Origin of the sequence: Chitinophaga sp. NPDC101104 (assembly GCF_050277495.1) — a bacterium.
Lineage (GTDB): Bacteria > Bacteroidota > Bacteroidia > Chitinophagales > Chitinophagaceae > Chitinophaga.
Genome location: NZ_JBNNSF010000001.1, coordinates 3,706,471 through 3,722,352 on the forward strand (window position 1 = coordinate 3,706,471; position 15,882 = coordinate 3,722,352).

14 protein-coding genes are annotated in these 15,882 nt (G+C 55.0%); 7 read left to right on the plus strand and 7 right to left on the minus strand.

Translation table 11 applies throughout. The features are described 5' to 3' along the window. Positions 1 to 2: 2 nt before the first annotated feature. Together ACQKLP_RS14990 and ACQKLP_RS14995 are read left to right on the plus strand one after the other, a co-directional pair. On the plus strand, positions 3 to 128 hold the full coding sequence (locus ACQKLP_RS14990; protein ID WP_427323551.1) for a hypothetical protein: 126 nt from the start codon (positions 3 to 5) through the stop codon (positions 126 to 128). Further along, positions 125 to 1,828, plus strand: coding sequence for a sodium:solute symporter (locus tag ACQKLP_RS14995; protein WP_427323552.1), 1,704 nt, complete (start codon positions 125 to 127; stop codon positions 1,826 to 1,828). Before ACQKLP_RS14990 ends, ACQKLP_RS14995 begins: the two co-directional genes overlap by 4 nt. A gap of 72 nt (positions 1,829 to 1,900) precedes the next feature. On the opposite strand, the gene ACQKLP_RS15000 is transcribed toward ACQKLP_RS14995, so the two are convergent. The 5 genes from ACQKLP_RS15000 to ACQKLP_RS15020 are packed head-to-tail and all read right to left on the minus strand — an operon-like array spanning position 1,901 to position 5,351. Beyond that, positions 1,901 to 2,743 carry a DUF2911 domain-containing protein gene (locus ACQKLP_RS15000; RefSeq protein WP_427323553.1) on the minus strand — a complete coding sequence of 281 codons (843 nt, stop codon included), beginning with the start codon at positions 2,741 to 2,743 and terminating at the stop codon, positions 1,901 to 1,903. A 43-nt stretch (positions 2,744 to 2,786) separates the two neighbouring features. Then, positions 2,787 to 3,446 (minus strand): response regulator, encoded by a 660-nt coding sequence (locus ACQKLP_RS15005; protein WP_427323555.1) that lies wholly within the window; start codon positions 3,444 to 3,446, stop codon positions 2,787 to 2,789. Between the two features lie 21 nt (positions 3,447 to 3,467). Further along, positions 3,468 to 4,262, minus strand: coding sequence for a sensor histidine kinase (locus tag ACQKLP_RS15010; protein ID WP_427323556.1), 795 nt, complete (start codon positions 4,260 to 4,262; stop codon positions 3,468 to 3,470). After that, a complete protein-coding gene (locus ACQKLP_RS15015; RefSeq protein WP_427323557.1) occupies positions 4,259 to 4,903 on the minus strand; it encodes a hypothetical protein in 645 nt (214 codons plus the stop codon). Before ACQKLP_RS15015 ends, ACQKLP_RS15010 begins: the two co-directional genes overlap by 4 nt. A gap of 52 nt (positions 4,904 to 4,955) precedes the next feature. Next, positions 4,956 to 5,351: a hypothetical protein gene (locus ACQKLP_RS15020; protein ID WP_427323558.1), complete on the minus strand. Its 396-nt coding sequence runs from the start codon at positions 5,349 to 5,351 to the stop codon at positions 4,956 to 4,958. A 422-nt stretch (positions 5,352 to 5,773) separates the two neighbouring features. Here ACQKLP_RS15020 and ACQKLP_RS15025 point away from each other — a divergent pair, with 422 nt between their 5' ends. Next, positions 5,774 to 6,661: a hypothetical protein gene (locus tag ACQKLP_RS15025; protein WP_427323559.1), complete on the plus strand. Its 888-nt coding sequence runs from the start codon at positions 5,774 to 5,776 to the stop codon at positions 6,659 to 6,661. A 193-nt stretch (positions 6,662 to 6,854) separates the two neighbouring features. On the opposite strand, the gene ACQKLP_RS15030 is transcribed toward ACQKLP_RS15025, so the two are convergent. Further along, entirely contained in the window at positions 6,855 to 7,832 is a 978-nt protein-coding gene (locus ACQKLP_RS15030; protein ID WP_427323560.1) for a site-specific tyrosine recombinase, read from the minus strand. A 230-nt stretch (positions 7,833 to 8,062) separates the two neighbouring features. Here ACQKLP_RS15030 and ACQKLP_RS15035 point away from each other — a divergent pair, with 230 nt between their 5' ends. Together ACQKLP_RS15035 and ACQKLP_RS15040 are read left to right on the plus strand one after the other, a co-directional pair. Next, a complete protein-coding gene (locus ACQKLP_RS15035) occupies positions 8,063 to 11,515 on the plus strand; it encodes a pyruvate carboxylase (RefSeq protein ID WP_427323561.1) in 3,453 nt (1,150 codons plus the stop codon). Positions 11,516 to 11,761: 246 nt separating this feature from the next. Beyond that, positions 11,762 to 13,021 carry a hypothetical protein gene (locus ACQKLP_RS15040; RefSeq protein WP_427323562.1) on the plus strand — a complete coding sequence of 420 codons (1,260 nt, stop codon included), beginning with the start codon at positions 11,762 to 11,764 and terminating at the stop codon, positions 13,019 to 13,021. Between the two features lie 258 nt (positions 13,022 to 13,279). Here ACQKLP_RS15040 and ACQKLP_RS15045 read toward each other — a convergent pair whose 3' ends face one another. Beyond that, positions 13,280 to 13,696, minus strand: a complete 417-nt coding sequence (locus ACQKLP_RS15045; RefSeq protein WP_126243805.1) for a nucleoside-diphosphate kinase — start codon at positions 13,694 to 13,696, stop codon at positions 13,280 to 13,282. A gap of 184 nt (positions 13,697 to 13,880) precedes the next feature. Here ACQKLP_RS15045 and ACQKLP_RS15050 point away from each other — a divergent pair, with 184 nt between their 5' ends. Both ACQKLP_RS15050 and ACQKLP_RS15055 read left to right on the plus strand, forming a co-directional pair. Then, positions 13,881 to 14,885 (plus strand): DHH family phosphoesterase, encoded by a 1,005-nt coding sequence (locus tag ACQKLP_RS15050; protein WP_341839811.1) that lies wholly within the window; start codon positions 13,881 to 13,883, stop codon positions 14,883 to 14,885. A gap of 69 nt (positions 14,886 to 14,954) precedes the next feature. After that, positions 14,955 to 15,818, plus strand: coding sequence for an FKBP-type peptidyl-prolyl cis-trans isomerase (locus tag ACQKLP_RS15055; RefSeq protein WP_427323563.1), 864 nt, complete (start codon positions 14,955 to 14,957; stop codon positions 15,816 to 15,818). The last annotated feature ends 64 nt before the right edge of the window (positions 15,819 to 15,882 follow it).

Sequence of the window (15,882 nt, forward strand, 5' to 3'; positions counted from 1 at the left end):
TTATGGAAGAACATCAATACGAGAAACCGCCGCTGTTCAGCCGCTGGAGCACCTGGTACGCCGTGGTGATCGGCTGGCTCGTAGCACTGGTCGTGTTCTTTTATTTCTTTACCAAACACTATTCATGAGTTATGCCGACTGGGCTGTGCTCGGTTTTACCCTGATCGCCATCATTTTATACGGCGTCTGGAAAAGCCGCGGCCAGCAAAACCTCGACAGCTACTTCCTGGGGAACCGTTCCGTGCCCTGGTACATCGTGCTCCTGTCTATCATGGGTACCCAGGCCAGCGCCATCACTTTCCTGAGCGCGCCGGGCCAGGCGTACACCGACGGGATGCGGTTCGTGCAGTATTACTTCGGGCTGCCGATCGCCATGGTGGTCATTTCCGCGGTATTCGTCCCCATTTACCACAAACTGAAGGTCTACACCGCTTACGAATACCTCGAAAACCGGTTCGATCTCAAAACGCGCACGCTGACTTCTTTCCTGTTTTTGCTGCAAAGGGCACTGTCTACCGGGATCAGTATTTACGCCCCCTCCATCATCCTGTCGTCTTTGCTGGGATGGAATATTTACTATACGAACCTCTTCATGGGCGGGCTCCTCATCATTTACACGATGTACGGCGGCACGAAGGCGGTGTCTTACACGCAATCGCTGCAGCTGGGGGTTATTTTCGTGGGGATGTTCCTGGCGGGATACATGGTGGTGAAGCTGTTGCCGGCCGATATCGGTTTCTCCGACGCCTTGCATGTGTCGGGCAAAATGGGAAAACTGAACGTGATCGTGACGGATTTCAACCTGAAAGACCGGTACAATATCTGGAGCGGGGTGATCGGTGGATTTTTCCTTGCGCTGTCGTATTTCGGGACAGACCAGAGCCAGGTAGGCCGTTACCTCACCGCCCGCGACCTGACTGAAAGCCGGATGAGCCTGCTGATGAACGGGCTGGTGAAAGTGCCGATGCAGTTCCTCATCATGCTGATCGGTGCGCTGGTGTTCGTGTTTTACCTGTATTTCAAGGCGCCGATCAATTTCAACGAAGGCCTGGTACAACAGGTGCACCAGTCGGAATACGCCCCGCAGATGCAGGCGCTGGAACAACGTTACGATTCGCTCGACGGTGTCCGGCAAACGCAGGTGAAAACCCTCGTTACCGCGCTCGACGCTAAAAACGAAAGCGCCATCCGTACCGCGCAGGCCGATCTGAAAGCCTCCGAGACCGCGTCCAACTCCATCCGCGACGAAGCCAAAACCCTCATCCGCGAAGCCCTTCCGGCCGCGGACACGAGCGATACGAATTATATTTTCCTCCATTTCGTGGTGCATAACCTGCCCAAAGGGCTCGTGGGGCTACTGATCGCCATCATCTTCCTCGCATCCTGGGGCAGCATCGCGGCGGCGCTCAATTCCCTCGCGTCTACCACCATGGTGGATTTCTACAAACGGATGTACAAACCCGAAGCCAGCGACCACGAATACCTGCGTGCTTCCAAATTCTGGACGCTCATCTGGGGCGTGTTTTCCATCGGGGTGGCGCTGTTCGCCACCAACCTGGGCAGCCTCATCGAAGCCGTGAACATTCTCGGGTCGCTGTTTTACGGAACGATCCTCGGGATTTTCGTGGTGGCCTTCGCCATGAAGCGCATCCGGGGGAACGCTGTTTTCTGGGGCGCGCTGCTGGCGGAAATCGCCGTGATCGCCGTGTACCTCGCCGATATCGTTTCCTTCCTCTGGCTCAACGTGATCGGCTGCGTGCTCGTGATGCTGTTTGCAGCCATCCTCCAACCCATCCTTCCATCCCCCAAAACCAAACAACCGGCGTAACACCCGGCCCGGGATAAAAAAAAGAGGATGGCCCTGTGCGGACCATCCTCTTTTTTTACGATTTTTTTCCGGTTACAGGGTAGCTATCAGCTTTTCGTTGAGGGCTACGTAATCGGCGTTGTTGGCAGCTTTCGCCAGTTCGGTAGATTTGGCGGCGGTGGCTTTGGCGCCGGATTTGTCGCCGGCTTTTGCCTGCATGCGGGCTTTCTGGTAGAACATCCAGAAGGCTTTGGCGTTGGCGGGCTCAGCCAGTGCCTGGTCCATCCATTTGATAGCCTGGCTCACGTCGCGGCCGGACTCGAAGTAGTACATGGCGGCCTGGAAGTAGGGCTTCTTGTCGCTTTTCATGCCTTCTTCGATAGAGGCCATGATCTTGCCGTCGATGTCGGCCGTAACCTGGATGGGCACCATGGTACGGTCCCACAGGATCATCATGGTCATGGAGCTGGGCGCCACGTCACCGAAGGTGATCATGAACGATTCGATGGGGAAGGGCATTTCGGTAACGTCTGCCGTGAAGCGCGCTACGTCGTCAGCCTGGTTGTACCCGTCGATCCCCCAGTTTTTGAGGCCTTTGTTGACGATGATCTCCCAGCTGTTGCGGTTGGGAATGGCATAGAGCACGTATTCACCTGCGGGCACGGGTTTGCCGTTGAGCTTTACGTCTTCGCCGAATTTCACGCGGGTGGCTGCGTTGGCCCCCATGCGCCAGATCTTGCCGTAGGGCACCAGGTCTCCCATGATGGTACGGCCTTTCATGGCCGGGCGGGAGTAGGAAACTTCCACGGAAGACAGGGCAAAGTCCTGTTTGATGGTCTGGGCAGGGCTCGGAGCGGGCAATTTCACCTGCGCCTGGGCGGTAACGGTCATCACACCGATCGCGGCGGCGGTGAGGAACGCGGATAGTTGTTTCATATTGATTTTGTTGTTGTTATGGATAATTGCGTATGCTAGCCAATTATTCGATCAGCCCGTTCCGGAAGGCGTACAACACGAGGCCGACGGTGTTTTTCACCCCGAGTTTTTCGAGGAGCTTCTGCCGGAGGCCTTCGACGGTGCGGGGACTGAGAAAAATCTGTTCGGAAATCTCCTGGGTCGTCTGTTCACCGCAAATCAGTTTCAGCACTTCCAGCTCACGGTCGGTAAGCTGTACTTCGTTCTTGAACGTGGGCTTGAACTGTTGCTTGTTTTTGTGGAGGACCTTCTTGAGGAGGGCCAGGTTCACATTTTCGTTAAAGTAAAACCCTTTTTCGTAAGTGGTACAGATCGCTTCGTAGATTTCTTCCGGTTCACTGTTTTTGAGCAAATAGGCATTGGCGCCATTCTCCACGAGATGGACAATAAAGTTGTCGTCTTCATACATGGTGAGGATGATGATCTTGACCTGCGGGTACTTTTCGCGGACCTTGATGGTAGCCTGGATGCCGTCCATTTTGGGCATTTTCAGGTCCATGAGGATCACGTCTGGCAGCTGGTCCTGCATGATCTGCAGTAAATGTTCACCGTCCTCCGCTTCAAAAACGACGTTGATGTTTTCGTACGGGGTGAGGGTCTGGATGACCCCGCTCCGGAAAATCTTGTGGTCGTCTGCGATTGCGACCTTAATAGGCAGCAGCATACTGAAAGTTTAAAGATATAGCTATGCTATGGGCTGATAATTCTCCACCCTGATCTCGGCGCTCGTGCCTTTGGGTGAATTTTTTACAAATGTGATGTTTCCGCCGATAATATTCAAACGGCTTTCGATATTTTTTAGCCCGAGGTGCCCGGTTTTCTGGCGCGAGGCGGCCAGATTATCGATGAGTTGCTCGTTCCCGTCGTCTTCCACGCGGATGGTGAGCGTTTGCGGGGTGCTTTGATAGGTGATGAGGACCTGCTGGGCTTCGGCGTGTTTGAGGATATTGTTCATCAGTTCCTGGACAACGCGGTATACGTTGAGGGCTTTTTCGCGGTCTACGGGGAAGAGGCTCCCGTCTGTCCGGAACTGGATGGCGATCTGCCGGTTTTTGTTCATGAGGCTGGCGAAGGAGTCGAGCGCATGGCTGAGCCCCAGGTTTTCCAGCGTGGTGGGGTGGAGGCTTTGGGAGATGAAGCGGAGTTGCTGGATGATGGTGTCTGTGAACTCCTTCGTTTCCTTGAGCCTTTCCTTTTCGCCGTTGCCGGCGAGCTGCTGGAGGGAATTGAGGCTGAGCTTGAGCACGGAGAGCTGGGCGCCCACTTCGTCGTGCAGGTCTTCGGCGATCCTTTTCCGTTCGATCTCCTGGCCCTGGAGCACCGCCACGAGGCGCTCTTTCTGCAGCTGGAGGTCTTTATCCTTGAGGATGAGTTTATATTGTACCACCTGCTTTTGTTGCAACACCACCATGATGACCACGAAAATACCGAGGCTCATCATAACGATCGTACCCGCCAGAATTAATTGCAGCGTGTTCATGATCTCGCTCGTTTGATTTTTAAGAGCCCAATATAAAAAACTATTACCTGAATTATGCCGGCGATCCATCCGAGGCCCTGGGTGATCCGGAAAAGATTGATGATTTCGGGGCCGGGCTCGTCGTTGAGCAGGAAGTTGAAAGACAGGTAAAGGATGAAATTACAGCACTGGTAAACGAAAATGCCGGAATTGAACCAGAATTCGGGTATGGAAGTGATGTAAATGGAACGTTCGATGAGGGTGTTGTCGCGGACGAGCTGCATGAAGAACAGGATGCCGTAAACGATGAGCACGAAGGTGCGGACGGATACGAAGATGGAACTGAAGCCGCTGGGGCCGCTGATCCAGAAGAAATCGACCACGAAAAGGACGGTGATAACGGGTATGAGAGCGCGAATGATTTTTTTGGTATGGGGCTTTTTGAGGACTTTAATATAGAACCAGGAAAGGATGTAAAATCCGATCAGGAACATGACGGCATGCCATGCCAGGTTATGTCTGAAAATACGGGCCAGCATTTCGGCGCCAACGCTCAGTACGGCAGAATAGATGGCGTACACGTACATGATACGTTGGTCCTTATCGAACAGCCTGTAGTGTAAAGTGAAGGGGATCAGAAGCAGGACTTCGATCCCCATCATGAAATAAAAAATGTAATGATGCAGCGGCACGTAATAGACTTTATCCTTTAGTTTACTCGATGTCAGAATTCAGGGGGTTCGCTACTTTGGGGCAGTCGAAGGGGCAGAATCCGTCGGTGATCAGGGTACCGGTATTGGCGGCAGCTTTCATTTCCACGCTCCGGGTCTGGGCCGGCAGGATATCTTCGCCGTCGGCATCCGTTGCCGTGAGCACGAAATGCTTGTCCACCTTACCGTCGCCGTCTATATCCAGTCCATAATAAATACGGAGACCGATCGCGCCTTCCTGCGAAAGCAGTTCGTTCAGTTTATCGATCCCGAAGAACTGGGACATCACGGGGTCCTTGTGTTTTTTGCGCTCCAGCTGATCAACGCGGTAGTTTTTCGTGAGTTTGGCGGCACTCGCCAGGGGGATGAAAATCCCCGTGTCTTTCTTAAACTTTGACATGGTGTGTTACATTTAGGAGTTAGTAATAATGAAAAAAAAAGTCGCCGGTAAAATTATCACAAAATCCCAATCCTCAAACTGTTCCGGTAAATGCCCGCTTTGGCCGCCGGGCGCGTTGAAAATCAGGCATAATTGCCGCCACTGCGGATTTGGTGGGATGGGGGAGGGCGTGGGCCGGGGGGATTTTACGTAATCCACGCGTAAAAATGCGTAGAAGTACGCATTCGGTATTTCCCGTGGTAGTTCGCTTGATTAAAGCCCGAAAACGCTCAACCTTTGTAAGGTGGAAAATGACCATGTAGACAGCGCAATCAAAGGCCTTTCTACCATAGTTTGTTTCGTTAGTATGCAGAGGGCCCCCGGTGCCCAAAACCGAATGTAACATAGCGTACCCCAAAATGTAAAGCCAAAAGTGAATCGCCATGAGTTACCTATTGATCGGCAACATCTCTGCGTTGATCTGTGAGGAGTGCATGGAACCCCTGGCCGACGCGCGCATCAGGATTTACCTGCCCGAAGGCCCGCACGACCCCGATGTTCTGGCCCGCGGTATCTTCAAAGATCTGCGACAGATCCCCGGCACCCAGGTGAGGGCCAAGGCAGAACGCCTCCTCGCCGAAGCCGACCTCGACAGCAAAGGGAACTTCTGCCTGTCCTGGGACGAGAGCCACCTGTTCACCGAACCGCTGGAACTCGACATAACCCTCAACAGCGTGCCCGGCGCACGCAACGCAAGAGAAGGAAGCGCCCAGTACCATCTGAGCACTTTCGTACCCCATTGGAAAAGAGACCGCGACAAGTTCCTCGCCGCATTCGCGTACGTGGTGCCTGCCGCAAAATGGTCTAACATCCGCCGAGACTTCGGCGCATGGGCCGTAGCCGGGACCGTCCGCCATGCAGACACCGGTGAAGCCCTGCGGACCGTAAGGGTCGAAGCCTATAACGCCCTCAACGATAAACTGCTGGGCCGCGGGTACACCAACGAGCTGGGAAGGTATCAACTCTACTTTTCCCGCGAAATGCTCACAGGAAGCCGCATGATGCAGATCATCCGCGATGGCAGGTATGGGATCTCCGACTCGCCCGACGTCTACTTCAAAGTCTTCGACCGCGGCCAGACCGTGCTCGAAGAAGACGGTTCAAAAGCCCGGCAACCCGGCCGGCGGCGGATCGCCCACTGCTCACGGCAGAACCTGAACGCCAGGCCTGCAACCCAACCCCGAAAAACCGGCTCCTTCTCCGGATGGATCAATGGATTCATCTCCGGGAAAGCCCGCAGTCAGCATAAGGACAAATATGTCATGTACTAATCTGCCCATGTTGGAAAGCCCCAAATACGACAACAGCTACCTGAATTCAGTCAAGCCTCCAAGGGTAGCTGTTTTTTCCCTTTCTGACATCATAGACAAGTCCCTATAGCTCCAAACCCGGTCTGGTCCCAGGACCGCCGGGCGTTGACCTAACCCTCGCTTAGCTATTTAACACAAACAAGTTTGAGAAACACTACCGGTTGAAGGCCGGATGGAACTGCACGAGCATATCGCGGAGGTATTCGCGGTTGAGATGGGTATAGATTTCGGTAGTGGTAATGCTTTCGTGGCCCAGCATTTCCTGGACAGACACCAGGTCGGCCCCGGCTTCCACCAGGTGCGTGGCGAAAGAATGCCGGAAAGTATGGGGCGAGATATTCTTTTTGATATTCGCCAATGCCGCCAGCTCCTTGATGATGAGGAACACCATCACCCGCGTAAGGCCCTTGCCCCGGCGGTTCAGGAATAAGATGTCTTCATGCCCCCGCGCGATATCGATCCTGCTCCGGAAATCCTTCCTATATATATTAATGTGCTCGACCGTGGAATCGCCGATGGGGATCAGCCGCTCCTTGTCGCCCTTCCCCGTCACCCGGATAAACCCTTCCTGGAAATACAACTGGGAAAGCCGGAGCCCCACCGCCTCGCTCACCCGCAGGCCACAGGCGTACATCGTTTCCAGCAGGGCGATGTTGCGCTGCACGAGATGCCCATCGTTCGGGATCTTCTGCCCGGTCCCTGGGTCTAATTTGTACTCGCCCGTCTTCGGGTCTTTTTTATACCCTACATGCTCCGGCACCATGGCGATCATGGCGTCAATCTCCTGCACACTGAGGAAGTCGGGCAGCTTGCGGGGCGTTTTGGGCGCCTCCAGCAACTGCGACGGGTCGTGCAGGATCATATCCTCCAGCAACAGGTACCGGAAAAACGTCCGGATCCCCGAGATCATCCGCGCCTGGCTGCTGGCCGTCATCCCCAGTTCCGCCACCCAGCGGACGCATCCCTCCAGCTCTTCCAGCGAAACGGCTTCCGGCCCCACAGGTTTGCCGGCCTGCAGGAGGTACCGCGTCAGGATCTTCACGTCCCGTTCATACGCCTCGATCGTATGTGCCGATAAAGAACGCTCCATCCGCAGATGGATTTTGAACCCGTTGATCGATGCTTCCCACATAAACGTAAAAATACCGCAATGCCCCGAAACTATTTCTTTATATTAACATTTTTAATCATTTAAGCTTTAGTATTGGACAAAACGACTTTAAACCCTTACTTGTTTGAAAAAATTCAACAAATTCGTTTGAATGTTTAGAAATAAACAAAGAAAAAATACATTCTTTTACTACTTTTATACCCGCTGAATTTTAGCATTAATGTTAAATTGATTGTCTGAATACCACAGTTATGTCTGATTCATCGCTCAAAAGGATACACAAGCTGTTAGTGGCCAACCGCGGCGAGATCGCCGTTCGGATTTTAAGGGCAGCATCGGAATTACGGATCAGAACCGTAGCGATCTTTACTTATGAAGACCGTTACTCCCTGCACCGTTACAAGGCGGACGAAGCCTACCAGATCGGGAAGGACGATGATCCGCTGAAGCCTTACCTCGACGTGGAAGCGATCATCCACATGGCGAAGAGCCAGGGAGTGGACGCCATCCATCCCGGATACGGCTTCCTCAGTGAAAACGTGACCTTCGCCCGCCGTTGCCGCGAGGAAGGGATCATTTTCGTAGGGCCCGATCCGGAAGTAATGGCCCAGTTGGGCGACAAGGTAGCCGCCAAAACGCTGGCGCGCCGTGTGAACGTGCCCCTGATCGAAGACAGCCAGGTGAAGCTGGAAGACGTGGAAACCGTAAGAAAGGAAGCCCTTCGCATAGGCCTCCCCGTTATCCTCAAGGCTGCGGCCGGCGGCGGCGGACGCGGTATGCGCGTGGTGCGCGACGAGAACCAGCTGGAACGCTCTTTCCTCGAAGCCCGCAGCGAAGCCGGCAAAGCTTTCGGGGACGACACCATCTTCATCGAAAAGTTCATCGAAGAGCCCAAACACATCGAAGTACAGCTGATGGGCGACAATTACGGCAACATCGTGCATCTCTATGAGCGCGACTGCTCCGTGCAGCGCCGTTTCCAGAAAGTGGTGGAGATCGCCCCCTCGCCGAACCTCCCCCTGGAAACCCGCGAAGAAGTTTATAAATATGCACTCGCGCTCGCCCGCGAAGTGAAATACAATAACGTAGGCACCGTAGAATTCCTCGTAGACCGGCAGAACAAGGTCTACTTCATCGAAGTGAACCCCCGCATCCAGGTGGAACACACGGTGACGGAAGAAGTGACCGGGATCGACATCGTGCGCTCCCAGATCCTCATCGCCAAAGGCCACCAACTGTCTGACCCCGAGATCTTTCTCAAAAGCCAGGACGACGTGCGCCTCAACGGTTTCGCCATTCAGTGCCGCGTAACCACAGAAGACCCGGAAAACAATTTCACCCCCGATTACGGCACCGTGATCGCCTATCGTAACGCCGGCGGCTTCGGTATCCGGCTCGACGAGGGCAGTGCCTATTCCGGTGTGAAGATCTCTCCCTTCTTCGATTCCATGCTCGTGAAAGTGACGGCATCGGGCCGCACGCTTTCCGGCGCGGCCGGCAGGTTGCACCGCACGCTGAAGGAGTTCCGCATCCGCGGCGTGAAAACCAATATCCGCTTCCTCGAAAACGTAATCACCCACGATATTTTCCGCAAAGGGAACTGTACGGTTGGCTTTATCGACCAGCACCCCGAGCTTTTCAAACTGTCGCCCATCCGCGACCGTGCCACGAAAACGCTCATGTACCTGGCAGACGTGACGGTAAACGGGCATGTAGACGTCAAAGGCAAGCATGACGGCCGCAAGTTCCGGGTACCGCACGTGCCTTCCTTCGACCCGCTGGCGCCCGTGCCCGAAGGCACCCGCAACAAGCTGCTGACCATGGGCCGCGAGGAATTCTCCAAATGGCTCCGCAACGAAAAGCCGGTCTATTTCACCGACACCACCTACCGCGATGCGCACCAGAGCCTGCTGGCCACCCGCGTGCGCACCAACGACATCCTCGCCGTGGCCGAAGGATACGCCCGCAACAACCCGCAGATCTTCTCCATGGAAGTCTGGGGCGGCGCTACCTTCGACGTGGCCATGCGGTTCCTGCACGAATGCCCCTGGCGGAGGCTGCAGCTCATACGCCAGGCCATGCCCAACGTGCTGCTCCAGATGCTGTTCCGCGGTTCCAACGCAGTAGGGTACTCCGCTTACCCGGAAAACCTCATCGCCAAATTCATCGAAAAAGCGGCGGAAAACGGGATCGACATCTTCCGCATCTTCGATTCCCTCAACGATATCGACGCCATGACGCCCTCCATCGGGTTCGTGCGCAACAATACGACCTCCCTCGCACAGGCCGCCATCAGCTACACAGGCGATATCCTGCACAAGGACAATAAAAAATATACGCTCGATTATTACGTTTCCCTCGCCAAGCGCCTGGAAGACGCCGGCGCGCACATGCTCTGCATCAAGGACATGGCCGGTCTCCTCAAGCCGCAGGCCGCCACCGTGCTCGTTGGCGCCCTGAGAGACGCGGTAAAGCTCCCGATCGTACTCCATACCCACGACACCGCCTCCGTTCAGGCTGCCACCTACCTGAAAGCCATCGAAGCCGGCGTAAACGCCGTAGATTGCGCCATCGCCTCCCTGAGCGGGCTCACTTCGCAGCCCAACCTCAACGCCATGGCCGCTATCCTCGAAGGCCACGAGAGAAGCCAGTACATGAACCTGCCGTCCCTCAACGAATACAGCAACTACTGGGAAGACGTCCGCGAATACTACTATCCCTTCGAATCGGACATGAAGGCCGGTACCGCGCAGGTTTACCAAAACGAAATCCCCGGCGGCCAATACTCCAACCTCCGCCAGCAGGCCGAATCCCTCGGGCTGGGCGATAAACTGGAGACCATCAAGCACAACTACGCCGTGGTGAACGACCTGTTCGGCGATATCGTGAAAGTGACCCCCAGCTCCAAAGTAGTGGGCGATATGGCACTGTTCATGACCGCCAACGGCCTCACCGCCGCCGATGTGCTCGACGAATCCCGCAACCTGGCGTTCCCCGCCAGCGTACAGGGCTTCTTCAAAGGCGAGATCGGACAGCCTTACCAGGGCTTCCCCGAGAAATTGCAAAAGATCGTGCTGAAAGGGCAGGAGCCCCTGAAAGGCAAGCCCAACGCACATCTTGCACCCGTCGATTTCGATAAGGACTTTGCCGCTTTCCAGCTGAAATACCCCCTGGCCGAATTCCTCGACTACCTCAGCTACCACATGTTCCCGAAAGTGTTCGAAGAATACTATCAGCACGCACAGGTATATGGTAACGTGGAAGCCATCCCCACACCGGCTTTCTTCTACGGGCTGAAACTGGGCGAGGAAATCCTCATCACGCTGGGCAAAGGCAAGACCATCATCGTAAAACTGCTCTACGTGCTGCCAGCCGACGAAAGCGGCATGCGCACCGTAGTGTTCGAACTGAACGGTTACTCCCGCCGCGTGCAGGTGCGCGACCGCTCCGTGAAGAGCGAAGTGCCGGCCAACAAAAAGGTGGGCAACCCCGACCAGGAAGTGGGCGCACCGCTGCAGGGCAAACTGTCGAAAATTCTGGTGAAAGCCGGAGACGCCATCGGCGCCAACACCCCGCTGTTCATCATCGAAGCCATGAAAATGGAGACAACGGTGACGGCCACACGTGAATCGAAAGTGAAATCCATCCTTCTGCGCGAAGGCACCATGGTACAACAAGACGACCTGGTGGTGGAGCTCGAATAATATTAATTTTTAAGATTGGTTATAGGCCTCCCGGGAACGGGGGGCCTTTTTTATGGGCTCCCTGTCCGCATACCGTCGGATTGACGGATCTGTTACCCATTTCAGCGAACCGTTTTCCATTTCACGCCGAAACCCCGCCATACCAGCCGGTTCCTGGCGCAGCCCGCCGGGTCGTTGTACCAGGGCGACGCTGCGCGATTTATTTTCGTTCGCATCATCAGGTTATTACCCCATCAACATACACTTATGCGCACCGTATTGATACCCATCCTTTGCGCCGCCATGCTGGCCGGCTGCCATAAAGACAAATTTCGCGCAGGCGACGGGAACGCGCCGCCACCCGACGACAACGGGCCGGCGGTAGTGACCGCCAAAGGCGAGCCCGACGGTTCGGCACCGGCACAAAAAAGCATCGGGGCTGCCGGCGGAACGCTGGCTTCGGTCGACGGGCAACTGACCCTGACCGTTCCCGCCGGCGCATTCGCGGCCGACCAAAACGTCAGTATCCAGCGGATCAGCAACCGGAACCCCTCGGCGGCAGGCCCTGCCTACAGGCTGCTACCGGAAGGCGTTACCTTCGCCAGGCCCATTTCCATAACTTTCCGGTACCGGGATTCTGACACCACCTTTTTCGCCCCGGAATATCTGGCCGGTTCCTATCAAAAAACCAGCGGTACCTGGGCGATATTGCCCGGGACCGTCGACGCACAGGCGCGTACGGTAACCGTGCAGACGACGCACTTCAGCGACTGGAGCGTCGTGGGCGGCATCGAACTGAAGATCAAACAGCCGGCGCTCGCTGCGCAGGGTACGACAGGCCTTTCCGTCACCGTGAACAAGAACATGATGAAAGGCGAAGGAAAAGACGAAGTGGAGCTCTACCTGCCTACGCTACTGCCCAGCAGCCAGATAAGGCAATGGAAGATCGAAAACGGGCCCGGCAGACTGTTGTTCAATCGTGGAGACGACAATCCCATGGAGTATGAAGCGCCGGCCAACGTGCCAAAACCGCCGAAAGACCTGATTACCATCGCCGTAACCCTTCAACCGGATCCCGCGGATCCGAAAACCATCACCCTCCGCGGAAAAATCAGGATCGTGGAAGGCGCCATGCTGCTTAAAGTCAATGATGGCGACGATATCGAGCTGTTTGCCTATCCCGCGGTGAAAGATGAGTTTGGCATGTGGACGGTGCAGGGCCGGTCGAAGGATTTTAAAACCAGCGTGGTCATCCATTGGCCGCGCGGGCGTGGCAACCACGTATTCTCTACAGACCCGCTGAAAAATAACCCTCATTTCTCGGCCATTTACAACGACGCCTCTTACGGGTACCTGTACCTGACCGACGACGGCACTTTTGCCAGTCCGGGCGGGGTCAACGTAACCAGCATGGGAGAACTGGACGGATATGTGAAAGGCGAATTTACGGTGAATAAAGCCGGTTTGTCCTCCAACATGCGGCGCACTGTAAAGATTACGGGATCGTTCATGACGCCGATGTATTGACATAAAATACCCGGGGCGGGAAAGCTCCCGGAAAAATCAAGGCCCCGCCTGCGGCGGGGCCTTTTTTCATATACGGACTGCTGCTAAATAAGGGAATATAGTGATCCTGTCCAATACGGGCCGGTCAACAGGAAAGGGGAGTAAAAGCCCTGCGAAAATACATCCGCCGGCCGGCCCGGCCTACCGTATTAATACGCGATTTCAACAAAAAAGGCGGTACCGTGGTACCGCCTTTCGTTCGTTATTCCGGGGACCGGATTAGAACTTCTCCAGGCCGGAGAAGAAGAAATTGCCTTCGATAGCCGCGTTTTCGTCGGAATCGGAGCCGTGAACGGCATTGCGGCCGATAGACTCAGCGTAGATTTTGCGGATGGTGCCTTCCTCGGCCTGGGCCGGGTTGGTAGCGCCGATCAATTTGCGGAAATCTTCCACTGCGTTCTCTTTTTCGAGGATCGCTGCCACGATGTGGCCGCTGCTCATGAACTCAACCAGCTCGCCGTAGAAGGGGCGCTCTTTGTGCACAGCGTAGAATTCGCCGGCTTTCTCAGCGGAAAGACGGGTCAGTTTCATTGCGGTAATGCGGAAGCCTGCAGCGCAGATCTTGTCCAGAATGCCGCCGATGTGCCCGTTTGCCACAGCGTCGGGCTTGATCATGGTGAAAGTTTTGTTGCTCATATTGGTAATTGGTCGTTATACTTGAGAAAATGCCTTTTTGCGCCGCAAAAGTAATCACATTTTGTTTACCCGTAAAAAATTTTGAAATTCTGGCGCAATTGGTGAACTTCGCACTTCATTTGCTTAAACGAAAACGACCCGCTTTACGGCGGTAGTAACCTTTAATAATCACACTGTTTACGGAATGAAGCCGATCGAGGATATCAAGCCACTGCTGGAAAGCCCCAAGAAGGTGGTCATCACCATGCATCAAAAACCGGATGCCGACGCTATGGGCTCTTCCCTGGCCATGTATCACTACCTGCGGCGTAAGGGTCACGACGTGACGGTTATTTCTCCCACCAACTTTCCCGATTTCCTGAAATGGATGCCCGGATGCGACCAGGTACTGGATTTCGAGTCGCAAAACGATAAGGCCCTCAAAGCCATCGACGGCACCGAGATCCTTTTCTGCCTGGATTTCAACGCCATGAGCCGCACCCGCAATATGGAACCCGTACTGGAAAAGCTGCAAAGCGTGAAAGTCCTCATAGACCATCACCTGGAGCCCCAGCCCGTATTCGATTTCGGCGTGAGCGACACCACGGCCGCCTCCACCGCCCAGCTCGTGTACGAGATCATCTACCGGTTGGGAGACGAGCATTACATCGATAACGACATCGCCCAGTGCATCTACGCCGGCACCATGACCGATACCGGATCTTTCCGCTTCGCGTCTACCAGCGCCCGGGTTCACCGCATGGTGGCCGATTTGCTGGAACGGGGGCTCGAACATGAGTACATCCACCAGGCCATTTACGATAATTTCCTCGAAAACCGCCTCCGGTTCATCGGCCACAGCCTCCTGAACCGTATGGAAGTCTTCTACGAAACCAACACCGCCATCATGGCGATCCCCTACAGCGACCTGAAACGGTTCGATCTGCAGACGGGAGACACGGAAGGACTGGTAAATTTCCTTTTATCCATCCAAGGCATTAAATTAGCGGCGCTGATCATCGACCGGAATTCCGAAGTGAAGCTGTCTTTCCGTTCCAAAGGCAACTTTGACGTAAACACCTTCGCCAGGAAGTACTTCGAAGGCGGCGGCCATTTCAACGCCGCCGGCGGCAGAAGTGCCGATTCGCTCGATCGCACCGTTCAACGTTTCATCCGTGCCATGCACGAAAACGAAGATATTTTGCAATAAATATAGTCCGGATCGGCACCCGGTAAGGGTTTCGGCCACAACACACGTTTCATAAACTCAATCGTAAAGATGAAAACAAACAATCTGTTACTTGTTGCGCTGGGAGGTCTTGCTCTGGCCAGCTGCGGTAAAAGCGGCCCGAGAAAAACCCCGGGTGGCATCGAGTTCATCGTTCCTAAAGAAGGTAAAGGTGACAAACTGAAAGAAGGCGATACCATCGTGGTTCATTTCTCTTCTTACCTGAACGACTCCCTCATGATGTCGTCCCGCGAGCAGGCACCCACCGGTATGCCGCTGGTACTGCAGAAAACCCAGAACAAGTATGACCTCATGGACGGCTTCGCGATGCTGACCGAAGGCGACAGCGCCGTGTTCCTGCTGCCTGTGGACTCCATGCCGCAAATGCCTCCCATGGCTAAGAAAGGCGACGTAATGAAAGTTGCGTTCGTGGTGGAAACCAAGTACTCTTCTGCCAAACAAAACCAGAAAGACGAAAAGGAAATCGCTGAATACATCAAGAAGAATAACCTGAACACCCGCAAGTCTCCCAAAGGCGTTTACATCGCCGAGACGGTTGTTGGTACTGGCGCACAAGCCAAAGCCGGCGACGAAGTGAGCGTGAACTACACCGGTAAACTGCTTGACGGTACCAAGTTCGATTCCAATACCGACAGCACCCTGCGCCCCGGCATGCCGCTGGAGCCCCTGAAATTCAACGTAGGCGAAGGCCGCGTGATCCCGGGATGGGACGATGCGCTGGCCCAGCTGAAAGTGGGTTCCAAAGCAACCATCGTCATCCCGTCTGCCCTGGCTTACGGCCTGAACGGCTCCGGCCCCTTCATCAAGCCGAACAGCATCCTGGTGTTCGACGTGGAACTGCTCGACGTGAAACCCGCCGCTGCAGCCCCCGTTGCTCCGGCTCCTTCCAAATAAGCAACAGCAATAGATTGCAGATATCGAAAGCCCGGCCATCGCGCCGGGCTTTCTTATTTACCGT

Bases quoted from the DNA above. Each gene is read 5' to 3' on its own strand.
- ACQKLP_RS15020 (WP_427323558.1), bottom strand. From the start codon at position 5,351: ATGTCAAAGTTTAAGAAAGACACGGGGATTTTCATCCCCCTGGCGAGT.
- ACQKLP_RS15030 (WP_427323560.1), bottom strand. From the start codon at position 7,832: ATGTGGGAAGCATCGATCAACGGGTTCAAAATCCATCTGCGGATGGAG.
- ACQKLP_RS15040 (WP_427323562.1), top strand. From the start codon at position 11,762: ATGCGCACCGTATTGATACCCATCCTTTGCGCCGCCATGCTGGCCGGC.
- ACQKLP_RS14995 (WP_427323552.1), top strand. From the start codon at position 125: ATGAGTTATGCCGACTGGGCTGTGCTCGGTTTTACCCTGATCGCCATC.
- ACQKLP_RS15005 (WP_427323555.1), bottom strand. From the start codon at position 3,446: ATGCTGCTGCCTATTAAGGTCGCAATCGCAGACGACCACAAGATTTTC.
- ACQKLP_RS15055 (WP_427323563.1), top strand. From the start codon at position 14,955: ATGAAAACAAACAATCTGTTACTTGTTGCGCTGGGAGGTCTTGCTCTG.
- ACQKLP_RS15050 (WP_341839811.1), top strand. From the start codon at position 13,881: ATGAAGCCGATCGAGGATATCAAGCCACTGCTGGAAAGCCCCAAGAAG.
- ACQKLP_RS15010 (WP_427323556.1), bottom strand. From the start codon at position 4,262: ATGAACACGCTGCAATTAATTCTGGCGGGTACGATCGTTATGATGAGC.
- ACQKLP_RS14990 (WP_427323551.1), top strand. From the start codon at position 3: ATGGAAGAACATCAATACGAGAAACCGCCGCTGTTCAGCCGCTGGAGC.
- ACQKLP_RS15015 (WP_427323557.1), bottom strand. From the start codon at position 4,903: ATGATGGGGATCGAAGTCCTGCTTCTGATCCCCTTCACTTTACACTAC.
- ACQKLP_RS15045 (WP_126243805.1), bottom strand. From the start codon at position 13,696: ATGAGCAACAAAACTTTCACCATGATCAAGCCCGACGCTGTGGCAAAC.
- ACQKLP_RS15000 (WP_427323553.1), bottom strand. From the start codon at position 2,743: ATGAAACAACTATCCGCGTTCCTCACCGCCGCCGCGATCGGTGTGATG.
- ACQKLP_RS15025 (WP_427323559.1), top strand. From the start codon at position 5,774: ATGAGTTACCTATTGATCGGCAACATCTCTGCGTTGATCTGTGAGGAG.
- ACQKLP_RS15035 (WP_427323561.1), top strand. From the start codon at position 8,063: ATGTCTGATTCATCGCTCAAAAGGATACACAAGCTGTTAGTGGCCAAC.